The sequence below is a fragment of the Streptomyces sp. NPDC033174 genome (genome assembly GCF_055577795.1).
Genome location: NZ_JBVIPQ010000015.1, coordinates 47,835 through 63,728 on the forward strand (window position 1 = coordinate 47,835; position 15,894 = coordinate 63,728).

At 68.8% G+C, this 15,894-nt stretch carries 13 protein-coding genes and 1 pseudogene; 5 read left to right on the forward strand and 9 right to left on the reverse strand.

Features of this window, described 5'->3' with window-relative positions:
- Positions 1–33: 33 nt before the first annotated feature.
- Positions 34–1,086 carry an alcohol dehydrogenase catalytic domain-containing protein gene (locus ACZ5VC_RS31960; RefSeq protein WP_469123469.1) on the forward strand — a complete coding sequence of 351 codons (1,053 nt, stop codon included), beginning with the start codon at positions 34–36 and terminating at the stop codon, positions 1,084–1,086.
- A gap of 693 nt (positions 1,087–1,779) precedes the next feature.
- Positions 1,780–2,001 carry a hypothetical protein gene (locus ACZ5VC_RS31965; RefSeq protein ID WP_469123470.1) on the forward strand — a complete coding sequence of 74 codons (222 nt, stop codon included), beginning with the start codon at positions 1,780–1,782 and terminating at the stop codon, positions 1,999–2,001.
- Here ACZ5VC_RS31965 and ACZ5VC_RS31970 read toward each other — a convergent pair.
- The 4 genes and pseudogenes from ACZ5VC_RS31970 to ACZ5VC_RS31985 form a co-directional block, all read right to left on the reverse strand.
- Positions 1,984–2,667 carry a hypothetical protein gene (locus tag ACZ5VC_RS31970; RefSeq protein WP_469123471.1) on the reverse strand — a complete coding sequence of 228 codons (684 nt, stop codon included), beginning with the start codon at positions 2,665–2,667 and terminating at the stop codon, positions 1,984–1,986. The genes ACZ5VC_RS31965 and ACZ5VC_RS31970 overlap by 18 nt on opposite strands.
- A gap of 85 nt (positions 2,668–2,752) precedes the next feature.
- Positions 2,753–3,021: pseudogene (locus tag ACZ5VC_RS31975) on the reverse strand (MarR family transcriptional regulator); the annotation flags it as partial.
- Between the two features lie 166 nt (positions 3,022–3,187).
- The gene (locus tag ACZ5VC_RS31980; RefSeq protein ID WP_469123472.1) at positions 3,188–3,709 is read right to left on the reverse strand and encodes a hypothetical protein; all 522 of its coding nucleotides are present in this window, start codon (positions 3,707–3,709) and stop codon (positions 3,188–3,190) included.
- Between the two features lie 14 nt (positions 3,710–3,723).
- Positions 3,724–4,266 (reverse strand): NucA/NucB deoxyribonuclease domain-containing protein, encoded by a 543-nt coding sequence (locus ACZ5VC_RS31985; protein WP_469123473.1) that lies wholly within the window; start codon positions 4,264–4,266, stop codon positions 3,724–3,726.
- A gap of 39 nt (positions 4,267–4,305) precedes the next feature.
- Here ACZ5VC_RS31985 and ACZ5VC_RS31990 point away from each other — a divergent pair, with 39 nt between their 5' ends.
- Positions 4,306–4,755: a fic family toxin-antitoxin system, toxin component gene (locus tag ACZ5VC_RS31990; protein ID WP_469123474.1), complete on the forward strand. Its 450-nt coding sequence runs from the start codon at positions 4,306–4,308 to the stop codon at positions 4,753–4,755.
- Between the two features lie 407 nt (positions 4,756–5,162).
- Positions 5,163–6,212 carry a helix-turn-helix domain-containing protein gene (locus tag ACZ5VC_RS31995; protein ID WP_469123475.1) on the forward strand — a complete coding sequence of 350 codons (1,050 nt, stop codon included), beginning with the start codon at positions 5,163–5,165 and terminating at the stop codon, positions 6,210–6,212.
- Positions 6,213–6,231: 19 nt separating this feature from the next.
- Here ACZ5VC_RS31995 and ACZ5VC_RS32000 read toward each other — a convergent pair whose 3' ends face one another.
- On the reverse strand, positions 6,232–7,050 hold the full coding sequence (locus ACZ5VC_RS32000) for a C40 family peptidase (protein ID WP_469123476.1): 819 nt from the start codon (positions 7,048–7,050) through the stop codon (positions 6,232–6,234).
- Between the two features lie 564 nt (positions 7,051–7,614).
- On the opposite strand from ACZ5VC_RS32000, the gene ACZ5VC_RS32005 reads away from it, so the two are divergent.
- Positions 7,615–8,265 carry a hypothetical protein gene (locus ACZ5VC_RS32005; RefSeq protein WP_469123477.1) on the forward strand — a complete coding sequence of 217 codons (651 nt, stop codon included), beginning with the start codon at positions 7,615–7,617 and terminating at the stop codon, positions 8,263–8,265.
- A 203-nt stretch (positions 8,266–8,468) separates the two neighbouring features.
- Here ACZ5VC_RS32005 and ACZ5VC_RS32010 read toward each other — a convergent pair whose 3' ends face one another.
- From ACZ5VC_RS32010 to ACZ5VC_RS32025, 4 genes are all read right to left on the reverse strand, one after another.
- Positions 8,469–9,731, reverse strand: a complete 1,263-nt coding sequence (locus ACZ5VC_RS32010; protein WP_469123478.1) for a helix-turn-helix domain-containing protein — start codon at positions 9,729–9,731, stop codon at positions 8,469–8,471.
- A 469-nt stretch (positions 9,732–10,200) separates the two neighbouring features.
- Positions 10,201–11,079: a hypothetical protein gene (locus ACZ5VC_RS32015; RefSeq protein WP_469123479.1), complete on the reverse strand. Its 879-nt coding sequence runs from the start codon at positions 11,077–11,079 to the stop codon at positions 10,201–10,203.
- On the reverse strand, positions 11,076–13,376 hold the full coding sequence (locus ACZ5VC_RS32020) for a WD40 repeat domain-containing protein (RefSeq protein WP_469123480.1): 2,301 nt from the start codon (positions 13,374–13,376) through the stop codon (positions 11,076–11,078). The genes ACZ5VC_RS32015 and ACZ5VC_RS32020 overlap by 4 nt, the downstream gene beginning before the upstream one ends.
- Positions 13,373–15,304, reverse strand: a complete 1,932-nt coding sequence (locus tag ACZ5VC_RS32025; protein WP_469123481.1) for an AAA family ATPase — start codon at positions 15,302–15,304, stop codon at positions 13,373–13,375. The genes ACZ5VC_RS32020 and ACZ5VC_RS32025 overlap by 4 nt, the downstream gene beginning before the upstream one ends.
- Between the last annotated feature and the right edge of the window lie 590 nt (positions 15,305–15,894).

Here is a 15,894-nt window from a genome sequence, read left to right on the forward strand (position 1 = left end):
GGATGCCGCCCTGCGACCGGACGGAGGGGTCCGGTGAAGGCGCTGACCTACCAGGGCCGTCACGACATCCGCTACGGGGACGTCCCCGACCCGGCCGTCACCAGCCCCACCGACGCGGTCGTCCAGGTCACCACGGCCGGTATCTGCGGCAGCGACCTGCACATATACGGCGGCAACGGGTTCAGCCCGGAGGCCGGCTACACCCCGGGACACGAGTGCGTCGGCGTGGTCGTCGACACCGGTAGCCAGGTCACCCGCTTCAAGCCCGGCGACCGGGTCCTGGTTCCCGCCTCGGTCGGCTGCACCCTGTGCGCAACCTGCGCGAAGGGGCTCACCGCCAGGTGCGAGCGCGCCCAGGCCCCGACGGACCTCTGCTACGGAGTCAGCCCCAAGCTCCAGGGCAGTCAGGCCCAGGTCCTGGCCGTGCCCCATGCGGAGGTCAACCTGGTGCACTTGCCCGACGGCATCTCCGACGAGGCCGCGGTCGTCCTGACGGACAACGCCCCCACCGCCTGGTACGGCTGCCGTCGCGCCCGCATCCAGCCCGGCGAAACCGTCCTCGTCATCGGTCTCGGGCCGGTCGGCCTCATGGCCGCACAATCCGCCTTCGCCATGGGCGCCGCCCGTGTGCTGGGCGCCGACCTGGTCGCCGAGCGCCGCGCCTTCGCCGCCACCCTGGGCGTCGAACCGGTCGAAGGCGAGGACGCACGGACGGCAATACGGGAGATGACCGCAGGACGCGGACCGGACGCCGTCGTGGAGGCCGTGGGCTCGGACGCCACCATCCAGCTCGCGCTCAAAGCCGTCCGGCAGGCGGGACGGGTCAGCGTCATCGGGGTCAGCCAGAACAAGGCCTTCCCCTTCCACATGGGAATGGCCCAGGTCAAGGAGCTGGAGTTCGCCATCGGACTGTGCTCGACTCACTATGAACTCCCTCCCCTGATCGCCCTCACCCAGGCAGGCCGGATCACGCCGGAGGTCGTGGTCTCCCACCGCTTCGCCCTCTCCGAGGGCCCCGCGGCCTACGACCTGTTCAACAGCCGCGCCGGCGGCGTCCGCAAGATCCTTCTCGACCCTGCCCGCTGATCACCTCGGCCCAACCGCGGCCGGCGGAGGCAGTCGCGCGCGGAACGTCTGCGGCTCGCGGGCCGGCTGGCCGACGATGCGGCGGACCGGCACTGTTGCTCGCCTTCTTCGGGGTCCGCGTCGATGGGCGCCGGAGAGTGCTTCGCCTGCACTATCCACTGACGGTCTCCGACCGTCGACATGGCGTCGACGAGCGGCTGTGTGCGGTTGAGGTACTCGTGCCTCTCGCTGGCCGTCATTGAGAGCGTCACCATCATCGCGAGGATGAACTCCGGCCATGTCGCCTTGCGGTCCTCGTCCCTTGCTGCTTGAAGGATGTGGTTGGGGGAGATCGTGTTGTAGATGGGCGACTGTCTCCGCCGGGTAGTTCCGGCCCCACCAAAACGGTGAGAAGTGGCTCCGTCATGCGTTCGAGTGCCGGGCCGGTCGGCGGTCCGGGCACAAGCGCAGCCAGCGAGAAGAGGCCGTCAGGGCCCGGGTGAACGGTCGCCCGCCCGTTCAGTGGGTGGGGCCAGAACTTTCCGTTCCCCCGGGGCCGCTGGACCCCGTTCAAGACAGGCGACCGCCTGTCGACGTCTGCCGCGTACCGTCACCGGCCTCGCTGACCGCCTGCCGGCCCAGACCTCCTCGCCCGGCCTGCCCGAGCATCCGGACTACCCCCGCATCCTCGCCGTCTTCAACGAGGCCACCGCCATGCTGCGGGCCCGTGATGTCTGCGAAGCCCTCGACCACGAGCTGCTGCCGAAGAACATCGAAGGCATCCGCGCCAAGCTGAAACACCTGGTCAAGCTCGACGTCCTCACCGAGACGCCGGCAGCTTCACCAGGAAGCAGTAGCCTCCCGAATCCCCGCCACCAGTACTCCCGCCCCCAACCTCACCAGGAAACGGACATCACCTCACGAACCGACCTCTGAGAGGGATCGGAGCAGGGATTTCTGCATCACCGGCTCATCACGGGCGCGGGAGTAGAGGCCCTGGTCGGCAGAGGCGTCTTTCAGTGCGTGCAGGATCGTGCGCTGGACGTCGGCGCCCAGGTCCCAGAGTTTGTCGTAGTAGGCGTCGGACTGGCCGAGGGAGAAGAAGGATCCGTCCAGGGCGTCGAAGCGCTGCGGTATCGGTGTCCGGCTCGGTGCTGTCATGCCGAACCGGCCGATCTTGACGAGGCCGACGTAGTGGCGGGCGACGGCGGCAACGAGCAGCAGCCACGCCAGATCCCGTAGCGTCGCCGGGTCCCGTCGCATCTGCCGGGCGCGACGGCGCCGTACCACCGCGTCGTACGAGGCGTGCAGCTGCCTGCCGTCGCGGTACAGACCGCTCTCGCGCGGACGGGGCTCCGGCGGCTCCGGCAGGTAGGGATCGCCGACGGGCGCGTCCGACCACCGCCCGGCCAGCTCGCGCCGAAAGCGCGGCAGCCGCCGTACCGCTTCCAGCACGCCAACCATGCCGAGGGCCATCGCGGCCACGGCGGGCAGCACGGCCAGCAACCCCATTACGCCCAGCGCTGCCAGCGCCACGCCGCGCAGGAGCGCCGCGGCGTGCGCGCGCAGCCGCGTCGGGGTGGCGACCGCTCCGGTCGGCACCCACGTCGTTCATCCCGGCCGATCGGAGCAAGCACCCACCCAGTCTGGCACGTCCGTTCGAGACCAGGCCCAGGAGGCGGCGCTGTCAGGCGACAGTTCCGCCCGCATTGCGGATCAGCCGCTGGAGCACCTTCACCGTGGTGATGTAGTCCGCCTCATCGATGCCGTCGTGGAGGGCGGCGCGGATCGCAGGGGCGTTGCGTGCGAGGTCGACGCGGGCCTGTTCCCCCTCCTTGTGAGCCACAGGCGGGCCTCGGTATCGCGCGTCAGCCAGCCGCGTTCCAGGAGTACCTCGGCCTCCGCCGCCAGATCGTCTTCGGGCCGGATGTAGGAGGTCATGGCCTCCCGCAGTTGTCCGTCTCCCAGCGGGCGAACCGCTCTCCGGGCGCAGCGCGACGGCAGTGGACGGCGGCCGAGCCGGGATGGCGACGGACGGCGGATCAGCGGCTGGCGGCCCAACTAACCTCACGCCCGTAGGCCACCGGCCCGCTGTGACTGTGGGTCGGGCAGCACCCGGTTATCAGTCTTCCTCGTCGATCAGTGGCGGCCCTGCGTAGCCAAGGTCGAGTACGTAACGTTCCTGGACGGGCGACTCCGCCCACGCCTCGGTGATCTGGTCCAGTGTCCAGTCGTCGGTGATTTGTTGCAGGACCTGGTCATAGTGCGCCTTGGCAGGTTGCCTTCCAGTCCACCAGGCATGACCGGTGTATACGCCAGGCTCGGGAAGGGTGATCTCTCCGGCGGGTCCGAAAGTGAGCTGGTTGACCACTAGGAGGCCTGTCTCGGACTCGAGCGTCACCGGTACTTGTCCTTCGGCGTCGGCGGGTGGTGTGGGTGGTGTGTCCCAGAGCCGGATGGTGACGTTGACGGGCATGTCTGGCTGCAGGGAGAGGAGGTACAGGTGGTAGCCGTTGCCGGCCACCACCTGCTGTCGGGCTGCCTCGATGGCCTGCTCGTCGCCTAGGTAGGCGTCAGCGTCGTAGACCTCGATGATGCGCCGGTCAGGGCGGGCAGTGACGCTGTGCTCGGCGACAGGCTTCACGGGGTGCTCCTTGGTCAGGGGGTGATCTTCACGTAGAAGGGGTCCCCGTCGAGTATGCGGTTGTTTATGTACATGGTATTGAGCCTGCGCCCGCCCGTTTCGTTGTCATCACCTTCGATGAGGCGGACAGAGAAGCGCCTGTTTCCCTTCAGGGACCCTTCATGGGTGCTGGCGAAGGGATACTCGTCACACTGGAGCCGTGTCCCGGAGTATTCGCCCCAGACCTTCTTGCACTCCTTGATGGAGTTCTTTCGCTGGTCTTCGATCAACTTGGCGTCCACGAGGCGATGGAGAGGCTCCTTCTCACCTGGCACAGATTTCCCCAGAAAGGACGGGAAGGTACGTTCGGGGCGCTTGAGCGCGTCGTAGATGTGCAAGGCACTCTCATTGACGGCTGGATCCTTCTGGCTCATCACGAGCTCGACACGTGCCTGCGTGAAGACGGCACCCTTGTGCTTCCCGGCTATGGAACCGGCGTACTCGAAGCGGAAGTTGCTGATGTAGCTTCCCACTTCGACGTAGGGATCGACGTTGGGTGAGTTGACGGTGGTCGTCATGTCGAGAACAGCCAAGACCCGCTGCATGTTGCCCTGCGCATGCTGCGGCCCCTTGTCCGGGGCGGTGTAGACGAGGGTCCACGAGGGCCGCGGGTCCCAGACGCCGAGCAACTCATCACGCTTGGTGACGGTGGGCTCCGTCAGCTGCTGCACGCCGCCGAGCTCCTCGACGGCGACCCGCAGGTCGACGACCTCGGACCGCTGTACGCGGCCGTCGCCCGGGTCAACGCCAGCGCCATGGAACGCGACATCTACGGCTCCCTCCACCTCAAAGCCGCCGCCCTGCTCCAGACCCTGGCGAAACTCCCCTGCCTCGAGCACTCGGGCGAGGCCTTCGCCTGGCACTCCACCGAGGCCTACCTCGCCCTGAACGGCCACCGCCTCGACTACCCGCCCAAAGCCGCCGTCGCCCTGATCCGCGACGCCGCCACCGGCGCCCTCGGCGTCCCCCGCATCGCCCGCCAGCTGCGCGACTGGACAGTCGACTGACCGGCCGGCACCGCAGCACGCACCCGTCGAGCTCCCCCATGTACTTCTCCACGTACATGCCCCCTGTCGGCGGCAGGCAGCATCATCCCGACCTGACAGACTGGCCATCGCGCTTTGCGTCGACGTCCGCCTGTACGTATGCGTTGCCCACTCCGGGTGCAAGATCTTGAGTGGTGCCTGACCGTGGTGACGCACGCGGTGGTCTGCCAGTGCACGAGTACATAAGCCTGCCCTTCGGCGAACTGCGTGGCGCCGGCCGCTGCGGGCCGCGGCCATGAACGATCTCGGAGCCGGGTTGTAACAGCAGGCGTCTGTCACTGCTGTACGGCGCGGCCGCCTCGTCCTTGTAGGACGAAGAATGCAAGGGATGGCCGCCGATAGCCTTTTGCTCTGTCCTAAGCTGCCGGATGACTGAGCTCGAACAAAGGGATCGCGGGGGGATTGACGTGGACGGGGGGATGCCACAGCCGCGGGAGGCCAAGGATTCCGCGCAGTTCGTGGCGGTGATGCGCCAGTTACGTGAGTGGGCGCATGTGAGTTATCGCGAGCTGGAACGGCGGGCGGGGGCGGTTGGCGACGTTCTGCCGCGCGCCACCCTCGCCGGCGTACTGAACCGGCGGGAGCTGCCCCGGGAGGAGTTGCTGGCTGCCTTTGTCCGGGCATGCGGTGGTGACGCGGTGACGGTCGAGGCATGGGTGGGAGTGCGAAAGCGACTGGCCGTCGAGCTCGAGGGTGGCTCTGACATCGCGCCGGGTGGGGACGCGCCCGCGGGAGAACCGCCTGCCACCCAGCGCTCACAGGGAGACCTTGACCCGAACGGTGCGGGCGGCGGTCCACGGGGTGGCACCGGCGCTCATGATGCCGCTGCTGCGGGCGTCGACGCGGGCCCAGGCGAGCGCTTGAATCCGGCTGCTGTGGAGACGCAGGAGGGCACGACCCCTCGACCTGCGGCCGACCTCTCCTCCCCGGGCACGAGCCGGGAGCTTGTGGAGCCGAAGAAGGTTCTGCGCCGTCTTCGGCGGCCGGGCCTGGTCATCACTGCCAGCGCCGTGATCGTGCTCCTGACCGCGGCTGCCACGGGGATCCTGCTCCCCGACGACGACCCCGGGGAACCGCAAGTGACCCGTCCGGGCGCACCGACGGCGACGATTTCTCCGTCGGGACGGTCCAGCCGCCCCTCGAGTGGTGCAACCTCCAGCGCTACCGCCACCAAGCCCGTCAAGGACAGGCCCGCTCCGGGCAGAACCGGGGACCCCTCGGCGCCCCAGCCCAAGAAACCGGACGGCCCCCGGAAGCCGAAGGTGACGCGCAGCCCGCGCCAGCCGGATCCGACCCCGTACGAGCCACCCCCGGCCACCTACGAACCACCGCCGCCGGCGAGTACTCCACCTGCGACCGGCGGTGGCGACCCTTTCCCCGAGGAGACCTGCTGGGACGTGACCAACGACTGCCTGTGATCGGGTCATCGGCCGGTTCCTATGCGGAGACGTGGCGGTAGGCGACGACCAGTGAGGACGGCGGCAGTGGTGCGGTGGTGATGGTGCGGCCGGGGCGTGGGGCGTGGATGACTGTGCCGTCGCCTACGTAGAGGGCGATGTGCCCGCCGCCCGCGGTGATGATCAGGTCACCGGGGACGAGTTGGGCGCGGGTGGTGGCCTTCCCGGCATGTATCTGGTCCCACGTGGTACGCGGCAGCTGCACCCCGGCTTTCTGCCAGGCACGCATGATCAGGCCTGAGCAGTCGTAACCGCGCGGGCCGGTGCCGCCCCAGACGTAGGGCTTGCCCAGCTGCGCCCTGGCGAAGGCGACGACGGCCTCCGGGGCGGACTTCGCCGTGGGCTTCACGGGCGGGCGCATGTTCGGCGTCTGCGCGGACGCCTGTGGTGTGGCCTTCGACTGCCTCGCGGTGCCGTGGGAGTCAGGCCCGGCGGGGACACGCAGCGTCTCTCCGGCGTAGATCAACGTCGAGGTTCCCAGTCCGTTGAGCCGCTGCAGGTTCTTGACGGTGGTTCGGTGCGTGCGAGCCAGAGCGTAGAGCGTGTCACCGGCCCGCAGAGTGACCTTCTTGATGGTCATCGGTTTGGTCGCCGGCTTGTGCGGCTTGGTGGGGCGCTCGGCGGGCTTCGTGCGTTCGGGCGGGGTGGGGGTGTCGGGCCGGAGGGTGACTGCCGGTCGGTCGGCTGCCGCCGAAGGGCCTGAGGGGCCGTGCACGGCCAGCAGCATGCCGGCGAGCAGTGAGAGCGCGAACGCCACCATCAGCCCCAGGACGGGCCATTGCCAGTCACCGCCCAGCATTCTGCCCCGGCTTGCGCTTCGGGTTCGCGGCCTGCGGTGCGAAGCCGGAGGCCGCCCCGATCGCGAGACCTGCCGGGGCGTCCGCTCTGTCGTCTCCCGCGTTGTCTGCCGCGGGGGCAAGGTCTGCTGCGCCATCACAACCTCCTTCGGGGGCCGGGTCTTTCGCGGCCCGTAAGGAGGCTGTGTCGCCCTGGGGGTGTCTCGCCAGATCTTCAGGCGTCCGGGACAGTCCGGGTCCGTCCACAGACCCAACACGCCCCCGTCGATGAAGTCAGGCGGTGCACGGACACCGCCCTTGACCAGCGCGGACGAGTCCGGACTGTCCCGTCCGCCGCAATCTGTTGCCCAGCCCATCGACTGCCCGCAACGCTTCTTCCACCGCCCCGCACCGCCCAGCGACGCCTCCAGTCGAAGGCGTCACCACGCGCTGCCGGGCCAGCCCTGCCACCACCGGTGTCGACGACCGCGAGCAGGCAGGCAAAAGGGGCCGCCGGGTCCCCGGCGCACCCGGCTCGTGCCGTTCTTGGCACTCCACTCCAGCTCTTCAACCGAAGGAGCATCAGCATGCGCAGCACACGAACCCGCACGACCCGCGCGATAGCGGTAGCCGCTGTCGCCGCAGGGCTGCTGGCCGGCGGCATCACCGCCACCACCACAGACGCCTTCACCACCACCGCACCGACCGCCAAGCCGACGAACAGGGCCGGCGACACGATCGTCAACGCGGCAGCGGGGAGGTCCCAGAAGAAGTCCAAGGCCCAGGGACGAAAGGCAGCGAAGGCTGGACAGGACAGCGCAGCAGGGAAGGCAGCCAGGTCAGAGCGTTGCCAGACCTACACCTCGCACTGGGAGTCCCGCAATCACTGGGTGAACATCAAGACCGCAGACTTCAAAGTACGCATCACGCGATGCGTGGATAAGTCCGGGGCGCTCACGTCCAGCACCACAACGCGCATCTTCGCCACCACGACCACGGCCGGCGACCTGCTCTACGGAGTCACGGTCACAGCAGAAACCGCCCCCGCCATCATCAAGGCGACAGGCGGCCGGTACATCCTGCGACAGGACGTCGATCACAAGAGCTGCCTGGCCAAGTACGGCCCGATGTGCTTCCACAACAACATCACCTTCACGATCAACGTGAACAAGACGGGACCCAAGTGGGAGGTGAGCGCCAAGGACACGAGCGGCGACGACGACATCGTGCCCGCCTGACCGCCCGTGGGCCCGTCCTTGACAAGGACGGGCCCACGGCCGTTCCGCCACAGCCGCGGACGGCGCTCACAGTCCGCTGGGACACCCAGGACCGGGCGGATGAGTCCCGTCCTCCGGTAACCCATCCATCCTCGATAGTCGGAGCCACGTTGAGCTGGTGACACCCGTCGGCCAGACACTCCGGGCCGGTCGAGCGAGGGGGCCTATTTGACGAACCGGAACACCCATCCAGGGTCATCAGAACAGTGCGCCTGGACGACCTCGACCCACTCCTCGGGGTTGATCTCATTGAAGTAGCCTCCGAGGCAGAGGTCTTGCCGCTTCCCTTCCGGCACCAAGCGCAGGTGGTCTGCTCTGATCCGGAAGCCGGTGGCCCCGCCGGTGCTGATTTTCTCAAGTCGGAACTGTTGGGCGCCGCCGGGGATGCCGCAGGATTCTACTTTCACCCAGATGCCTTCCTCGGTCCCTGCGCCGAAGACACCTAGGCAGCGGGGGCCTACGCTTTCCTCGGCGGGGAAGATGATCTTGTAGGTGCCGTCGCTGGCGGCATCGAGAGTCACCTTGTCGCTCTCGTGCGTGGTGCATGGCGTCAGAAACAGGCCGACCCAATTCGATCCAGGCGGATCCGTGCGCTTCACGACACAGCGTCCATTGGCCGCGCGCATCCGGTAGGTGCCCGGCGGGACCGGAGGCTTGGCAGAGGGGGACGGGGCAGGGGAGGATGCCCGCTTCGATGCTCCCGGAGCGGTGCTGGAGCGTGCGGCGCGGGGTTTGTGCGCTCCGTCGTCGCGGGTGTTGTCCGGCCAGAACGCCACCGTGCCCACGACGAGCGCCGTGAGAGCACTGCCGGCGCCTGCGGCCAGGGCCATCCTTCTGCGTAATTTCCGGCCCCGTATCCGCCACGGGGAACCAGCGGTTGCCGCTGGTGAGGGTGACGTGCTGTCGGACCCGGGCGCGAACGCCGCCCAGCCCCTGCCAACCGCCGCGCTGTCCTGCTCCAAGGCGGTCGAACTCTCGGCCGGCCCAGGCCCCGCAGCCGCCACCTCATGCCCGCCCGTTAGCGGCCCGGAGCCGAGAGCGGGAGCGGGCAGCGATTCGTCCGCTTGCTGCATGGGGGCGAGGACGGGCCGAGGCAGCGATTCGGCCGTTTGCTGCTCCGTGGGGAGAGCGGGAGCGGGCAGAGGTTCGGCGGCCACGGCCAGGCGCCGGCGGGCCGACACCCAGATGTCGACGGTGTCCGAGTCACCTCCGCAGGCGCGGACATATGCGATGACGAACTCTTCCCGGGGTAACTCGGTGCGGTTGAGCACCCCGGAGACGGTCGCGCGGGGCAGCGCCCCACCGGCACTGGCAGCACGTCGCTCCAGATCCCGCAGACTCAAGCCGGCCCAGCCGCGAAGCCGCCGCAGCATCGCGATGAACTCGGCTGACGTCGTGACCGATTGCGGCTGAGGTGCCGGCTCCATGACCACTCCTGCTCATTCACGTGACGAACAAGCCCAGTCTGGCGATCTCTTGATCCCCGACCACCCGGAATTACTCATTCCGTATGCGATCGGCAACGGAGCCGACGGAACACCGGCGAGGGAAGGCGGTTCAGCCCCGCCGCAGCCGGACGGCCGGTCGGACGATCTCGGACCCCCCTCTGACCAGGCCGGACAGGTCCGGACGCCCACAGCGTTGCCCGACAGGCCGATGACCCGCAACGCTTCTCTCGCTGCTTCGTACTCGTACCTCTCGGTGGCGTGCTGCCGACGTCGCGCCTGTCCGGGCGCTGGCCCTCGTTTTCGGGCCCAATTTGGATCAGCCGTCGAAGTCCGCGCGCGGCGTGCTGGCCTGCTGGTTCGGCGTGGACCGCTCCACCACCATGACTGCATACCGATGATCCCGGAGCTGGCGTCGTGGCCACCACGTCCACGAACATCCTCACGCGCCCTACAGGCCCAGGTAGGGGCCCAGAGTGGCCGCGGTGGCTGCGCAGGACAGGTAGTTCTTGGCGTGGTGGAATCCGAACGCGGCGTGGATGGAGTCGGTGAGGTCCAGGGCAATGCCCGTGAACGCGCGGGCGAGGTGAGGCGGGACAGCGACCGGGTCTCCGGAGTCTGCGATGTTCACCCATCGCGCGACACCGGCAGGGCGGGCGCCCACGCGAGTCGGCGGGTTACCGGTGGGGCGGGGGATGAGACGGTCGAAGACTGCCCGCGGCAGGGCAAGGGGAGAGCCCAAGCTGAGGAACAACTCCACGTGCAGATCGGGGTGCGCATGGAGGGCCTCGTAAGCAACGACGGTGCCCAGGGAGTGGGCGATGACAACGCGGGGACGGTGCCGGGCTATCCGGGCGGCGACCTCTTCCCGGGCCGCGAGTCGCTGCGGGGAATCTTCAGCGCGCAGGTAGGTTGCCACCTCCCGAAAGAACAGCCGAATGAAGAGTTGGGTGATCCGGCCGTCCAGGCTGAACTTCTCCGCCACCCACGCAGCGGCATAGCGCAGCGGCAGTGTCAGCGCCCCCTGGGCGACAGGCTGAGGGGCTCCCAATTCCTCGAGCCACGCGGCCACGAGTTCCCTGGCCACACAGTCGCCCAGGTCGTCCGTATCGCCCTGTCCTTGAACGGTCCGAACGGAGTTGAGCATGGGGGCGTAGTAAGCGAAATCGAGATCGAAGCGGGTGTTCTCGACCCCGAGCCCCCTGGCGAGATGGTCTGTCCACCGCTGGATGTGGACCGCGCGGACTTGGTCGGCAGTGGCGTGAAAATCGTGATGCCCCACACCGTGGACGGCGACAATGCTGAGGGGCTCGGACGTAGGACTGCTCATCGGAGTCTCCTGAGGACCGGTTCCAAGGTGAGGGCGATGACTTCGTGGTCCATACCGAACACCAGGGTGCCATCCGGCACGAGCTCCGCACACTGCGCGCCATAAGGCGATACAAGTACGGTCAGACATGTCGTTGTGGTCAGGTCCCACACCCGCACCGAGCGATCGCCTCCGCCGGTGACGGCGACGGGCCGACCGTTCACCTGCGCCGTCGCTACGGCCCACACCCGGCCCGTGTGGCCGACAATGGGCTTCCCCACCGGTGCACCGGTGGCGAGGTTCCACACCCGCACCGAGCGATCGGCTCCGCCGGTGACGGCGATGGGTCGGCCGTTCAACTCCGTGGTCGCCACTGCCAGCACCCAGTCGGTGTGGCCGATGAGGGTATCGGTGCTGCGGCCGGTGATCAGGTCCCACACACGCACTGAGCCCTCGTCGCTGGTGGTGACGGCGATGGGCCGTCCGTTCACCTGCGCTGTCGCCACTGCCCGTACGGGGCCGGTGTGCCCGGTGAGGGGTACGCCGACTGGGGTGCCGGTGGTGAGGTCCCATACGCGTACGGTGTGGTCGGCTCCGCCGGTGACGGCGACGGGTCGGCCGTTCAACTCCGTGGTTGCCACTGCCAGCACCCAGTCCGTGTGGCCGATGAGGGTGGCGGTGCTGCGGCCGGCGGTGAGATCCCACACCCGTACCGTGTGATCGGCTCCGCCGGTGACGGCGACGGGCCGACCGTTCACCCGCGCTGTCGCCACTGCCCACACCGGGCCGGTGTGGCCCGTGAGGGGGTTGCCGACTGGGGTGCCGGTCGTGAGGTTCCATACGCGCACTGAGCCTTCGTCGCTGGTGGTGACAGTGATCGGCCGTTGGTTCAGATGCGTTGTCGCTATGGCCCGCACGGGGCCGGTGTGTCCGGTGAGGGGGTTGCCGACTGGGGTGCCGGTCGTGAGGTTCCATACGCGCACTGAGCCTTCGTCGCTGGTGGTGACAGTGATCGGCCGTTGGTTCAGATGCGTTGTCGCTATGGCCCGCACGGGGCCGGTGTGCCCGGTGAGAGGTCTGCCCACCGCAACCCCGGTCGCTAGGTCCCACACGCGCACCGAGCGATCGCCTCCGCCGGTGAGGGCGATGGGCCGTCCGTTCACCACCGCTGTTGCCACCGTACGTACGGGGCCGGTGTGCCCGGTGAGGGGTTCGCCGACTGGGGTGCCGGCGGTGAGGTCCCATACGCGCACGGTGTGGTCGGCTCCGCCGGTGACGGCGATGGCTCGGCCGTTCAACTCCGCGGTGGCCACTGCCAGCACCCAGTCCGTGTGGCCGATGAGGGTGGCGGTGCTGCGGCCGGCGGTGAGATCCCACACCCGTACCGTGTGATCGGCTCCGCCGGTGACGGCGACGGGCCGACCGTTCACCCGCGCTGTCGCCACTGCCCGTACAGGGCCGGTGTGCCCGGTGAGGGGTTCGCCCACGGCGGCGCCGGCGGTGAGGTCCCATACGCGCACCGTGTGGTCGGCTCCGCCGGTGACGGCGACGACTCGGCCGTTCAACTCCGCGGTGGCCACCGCCAGCACCCAGCCGGTATGGCCGGTGAGGAGAGTTCCGACCAGGTCGCCGGTGACCAGGTCCCACAGCCGCACCCAACCCTCGTCGCTGGTGGTGATGGCGATGGGTCGGCCGTTCAACTCCGCAGTGGCCACCGCCCACACCCAGTCGGTGTGGCCGGTGAGGGTCGCGGTGCTGCGGCCGGTGGTGAGATCCCACACCCGTACCGTGTGGTCGGCTCCGCCGGTGACGGCGATGGGTCGGCCGTCCAGGTCTGACGTCGCCACCGCCGACACCCGGCCGGTGTGGCCGGTCAGGGTCGCGGCGAGCGATGCCGTGACCTGGGTCCCCGTGGCCCACAGAGGTCGCCAGTCGGCGCCGCGGGCGAATGCGTTGCTGAGTCCCGTTGAACGGAAACGGGAGGCATCGAGGGCGAGGATCTGCTGCCGATCGCCCGGGGCGAGGGCACGGTGGGTCGCGTACGACGTTCGGTAGATGGCCGCTGCCTCCAGTCCGCCCCGAGTGGTCGCTTCACGCAGGGCCGCGTTCACCATCTCGGGGTCGCCGTGGACGAGGAAACCTGGATCCTGGAGGAGCTCGTCCGCCCGTCCGGCGTCGGCTGCGTGCTGGGCGGCGTGACGGAGTAGGTAGGGGTCGGCGACGTGCCAGGCGGGCCGGCCGTCCTCCGCCGGAGGCAGCGACTGGAGTAGTCGTTCGTAAACGATCTTCGCGGAGGGCACGGGCGCGGCGGCGCTCATGAGGTCTGCTCCTGTCGTGGAGAGCCGTACGGGTCGGCCCGCAAGCGTTCGGCCAGACCTTCGTGGAAGAGCCGGTGCAGAGTCGTGCCGTCGACGTCGACGTCACGCCGCAGATAGAAGCGCGCCTGAGCCAAAGCCGTGCGCACGGCCGTAATCGGCAGGGGGAAGCCGCCGGACTCGGAGGGTGCGAACCCGGCGGCGATGTGGGCGACAACGCGTTCGGGCATACCGAGGCCCTGGGCGTGGGCGAGAGCGGCCAGGACGGGACGCAGATGCGGCCGGTCAGATCGGCGGGCGAGATCCAGTTCGAGAAGTTCGGGAAGGCCCAGGGGGACGGCGAGTCCGAGTCGGCGGGCGGCGGCCGGATCGCTCTCGGTGGGCAGGGCGAGGACACGGTGGAGGTAGAGACCGGCGACCAAGAATTCCCCCCACCCCAGGGTAATCGTCCTGTCCGGTGCCTGGATTCCATGACGTGCTGCGCCGTTGATGCCCGTCAGGCGTTCCGCGATGCCCTCGGCCAGGGCGTCGGCGGCCTCGGCCATGTCCCGCGTGGCATAGGGTGTACCGACCGCGAGGAGGTCGCCGACGTATTGCCGCAAGGCCTTGCGGACGTCGGCGGGCCGGGCGTCGTCAAGGTTGATGTAGCCGCCCGACCCCTGCGCCAGCTGCATGAGAGTGGCTAGACTCGGTGCGGAACGGGCGCCGACCAGCAGCCGTATTGCGCCATGGGTGGTGAGGGCCGCGCGGGCCAGCGGCAGCAACAGGGCCTGGGTGATGTCGTCGGGGTGTTCGGCTTCGTCGAGGGCGTCGATCACCAGCGTGTAGGCCGCGCCGGTTCCGGCGCGCGCGAACCGGGTGAGGCTTTCGGCGTCCCAGCCACCGGCGGGGCGATCCTCTTCGGCGGCGCCCATCTGCCGGGCGATGGAGTCGGCGATCTGTTGAAGGTCCCGGCGGCGCGCGTGGACCGCGGCAAGCCGGTCATTGCGGGCCGGCTTGGCGGGGAGCACGAACCAGAGGGGCCGCGTCGGGTCGCGCAGTGCGGGGTGCGCGGCACAGACCAGGACGCCCAGCAGGGCCGATTTACCCACCCCTGGTTTGCCGGTCACGATCTGGAAGCCGGGTCCCTGCCCGTTGAACCAGGCGGTCAGCGTGCGGACTTCTGCCTCCCGGCCACGGAAGTACCCCTGTCCCAGCCCACGGTCCAGCGGCTCGGAGCCGGCGCCGCGCAGCATGAAGTGGCGTGGGTCGAAGGCCTCGTCTAGCGGAGAGGTGATGCCCGAGTCGACCTCGGACAGCGCACTGCCCCCTCTGCGGTGGCCTGGGTTGGGGAAGAACGGCAGATCATCGAGGTAAGTGCGGTCGGTGAACGGAACCCGACTGACCTCGATCCGCTGGGTATAGCCCTCGGCCGCGTTGAGCTCCGCCACCGCACGGCTGATCTCATGGCCTACGGTGGGCAGGGGTATGTGCCGGTAGGACGGGTCCACCCGCAAGGAACCGTCCAGATACCGCTGGAGCACGGTGGTCGTGGCCCTGCTCAGCCGGTAGTCGAACGCCTTGTCCTCACGGCCGGTGGCCGCGATGACCCAGGCACGACGCCGCTCCGTCGGCATCTCCTGGTGCCAAGGCAGGGTTGCGGCAGCACCCGAGTGACACAGGTCCAGAATGAACAGCGTCAACGGCCGCTGCTTGCCCGGGTGTGATTCGATCAGGCTGATCCATGACGAGACCGGGTCGTCGAGGGTACCGCCGTCGCCGCCCACCACGTACAGACCGCGATCACCGCTCTCGGCCAGCGTGCCGTGTGCGACGACATGCACGACCAGCACAGAACTCTCGCTGGACATCAGCGCCGTGCGGATCTCTTCATTGAGCCCCGCTTCCGGGCTCGTCCGCCGGCGCTCGACATAGCCGAACTCGCTCAACACCCTCGCCAAGGATGCGGCATGCCCCGGAGCCTCGTGCAACGGGTCCAGCGCGCCAAGCGCGAGCAGACCGTCGTCGTACCGTGAAGTCACGGATACGCCCACAGCCAGCACTGACCGGGCCGCATCTTCGCGACCGAATCCCTCGTTCATGACACCCCCGCCCGTTCGAGCCCGAGGATATTCGGCCCGCTGCTCAACACCAGCAGGCTTCGTGGAAATGGGACCCCTGCTCCACACAGACATGCCCCACAGCACAAGTCACGTACCATGGCCTGGACTTGAGCCCAGCCGTCTCGTGCGGAGGTGGGGCCGGCCGAGGAGAGCCAGGTGGAGGGGAATTCGTGTCGAGAACTCAAGACGGTGTGCCGCTCGGGTCCGACGAGTCCCCTTCACCTGCGCAGCCGTTGTTCCTAATGGAAGCGGCCGACCTCGCAGAGCTCGCCACGGCGAGCCGCCGCCCGGCGCTTGCCGTCACCTTCGCCGCTCTGCGGCCGCGCACGCTGCCGAGCCATCAGGCCATGGCCTTCTACGCGGACGGACCCGACCCTTTTCCCGACGACAATCCGTACGACGAGCCCTACCGTCGGCCC

Coding starts and splice junctions, on each gene's coding strand:
- ACZ5VC_RS31965 (WP_469123470.1), top strand. CDS start 1,780: ATGCTGCGGGCCCGTGATGTCTGCGAAGCCCTCGACCACGAGCTGCTG.
- ACZ5VC_RS31985 (WP_469123473.1), bottom strand. CDS start 4,266: ATGACGACCACCGTCAACTCACCCAACGTCGATCCCTACGTCGAAGTG.
- ACZ5VC_RS31990 (WP_469123474.1), top strand. CDS start 4,306: ATGCTGCGGCCCCTTGTCCGGGGCGGTGTAGACGAGGGTCCACGAGGG.
- ACZ5VC_RS31995 (WP_469123475.1), top strand. CDS start 5,163: ATGACTGAGCTCGAACAAAGGGATCGCGGGGGGATTGACGTGGACGGG.
- ACZ5VC_RS32000 (WP_469123476.1), bottom strand. CDS start 7,050: ATGCTGGGCGGTGACTGGCAATGGCCCGTCCTGGGGCTGATGGTGGCG.
- ACZ5VC_RS32005 (WP_469123477.1), top strand. CDS start 7,615: ATGCGCAGCACACGAACCCGCACGACCCGCGCGATAGCGGTAGCCGCT.
- ACZ5VC_RS32010 (WP_469123478.1), bottom strand. CDS start 9,731: ATGGAGCCGGCACCTCAGCCGCAATCGGTCACGACGTCAGCCGAGTTC.
- ACZ5VC_RS32015 (WP_469123479.1), bottom strand. CDS start 11,079: ATGAGCAGTCCTACGTCCGAGCCCCTCAGCATTGTCGCCGTCCACGGT.
- ACZ5VC_RS32020 (WP_469123480.1), bottom strand. CDS start 13,376: ATGAGCGCCGCCGCGCCCGTGCCCTCCGCGAAGATCGTTTACGAACGA.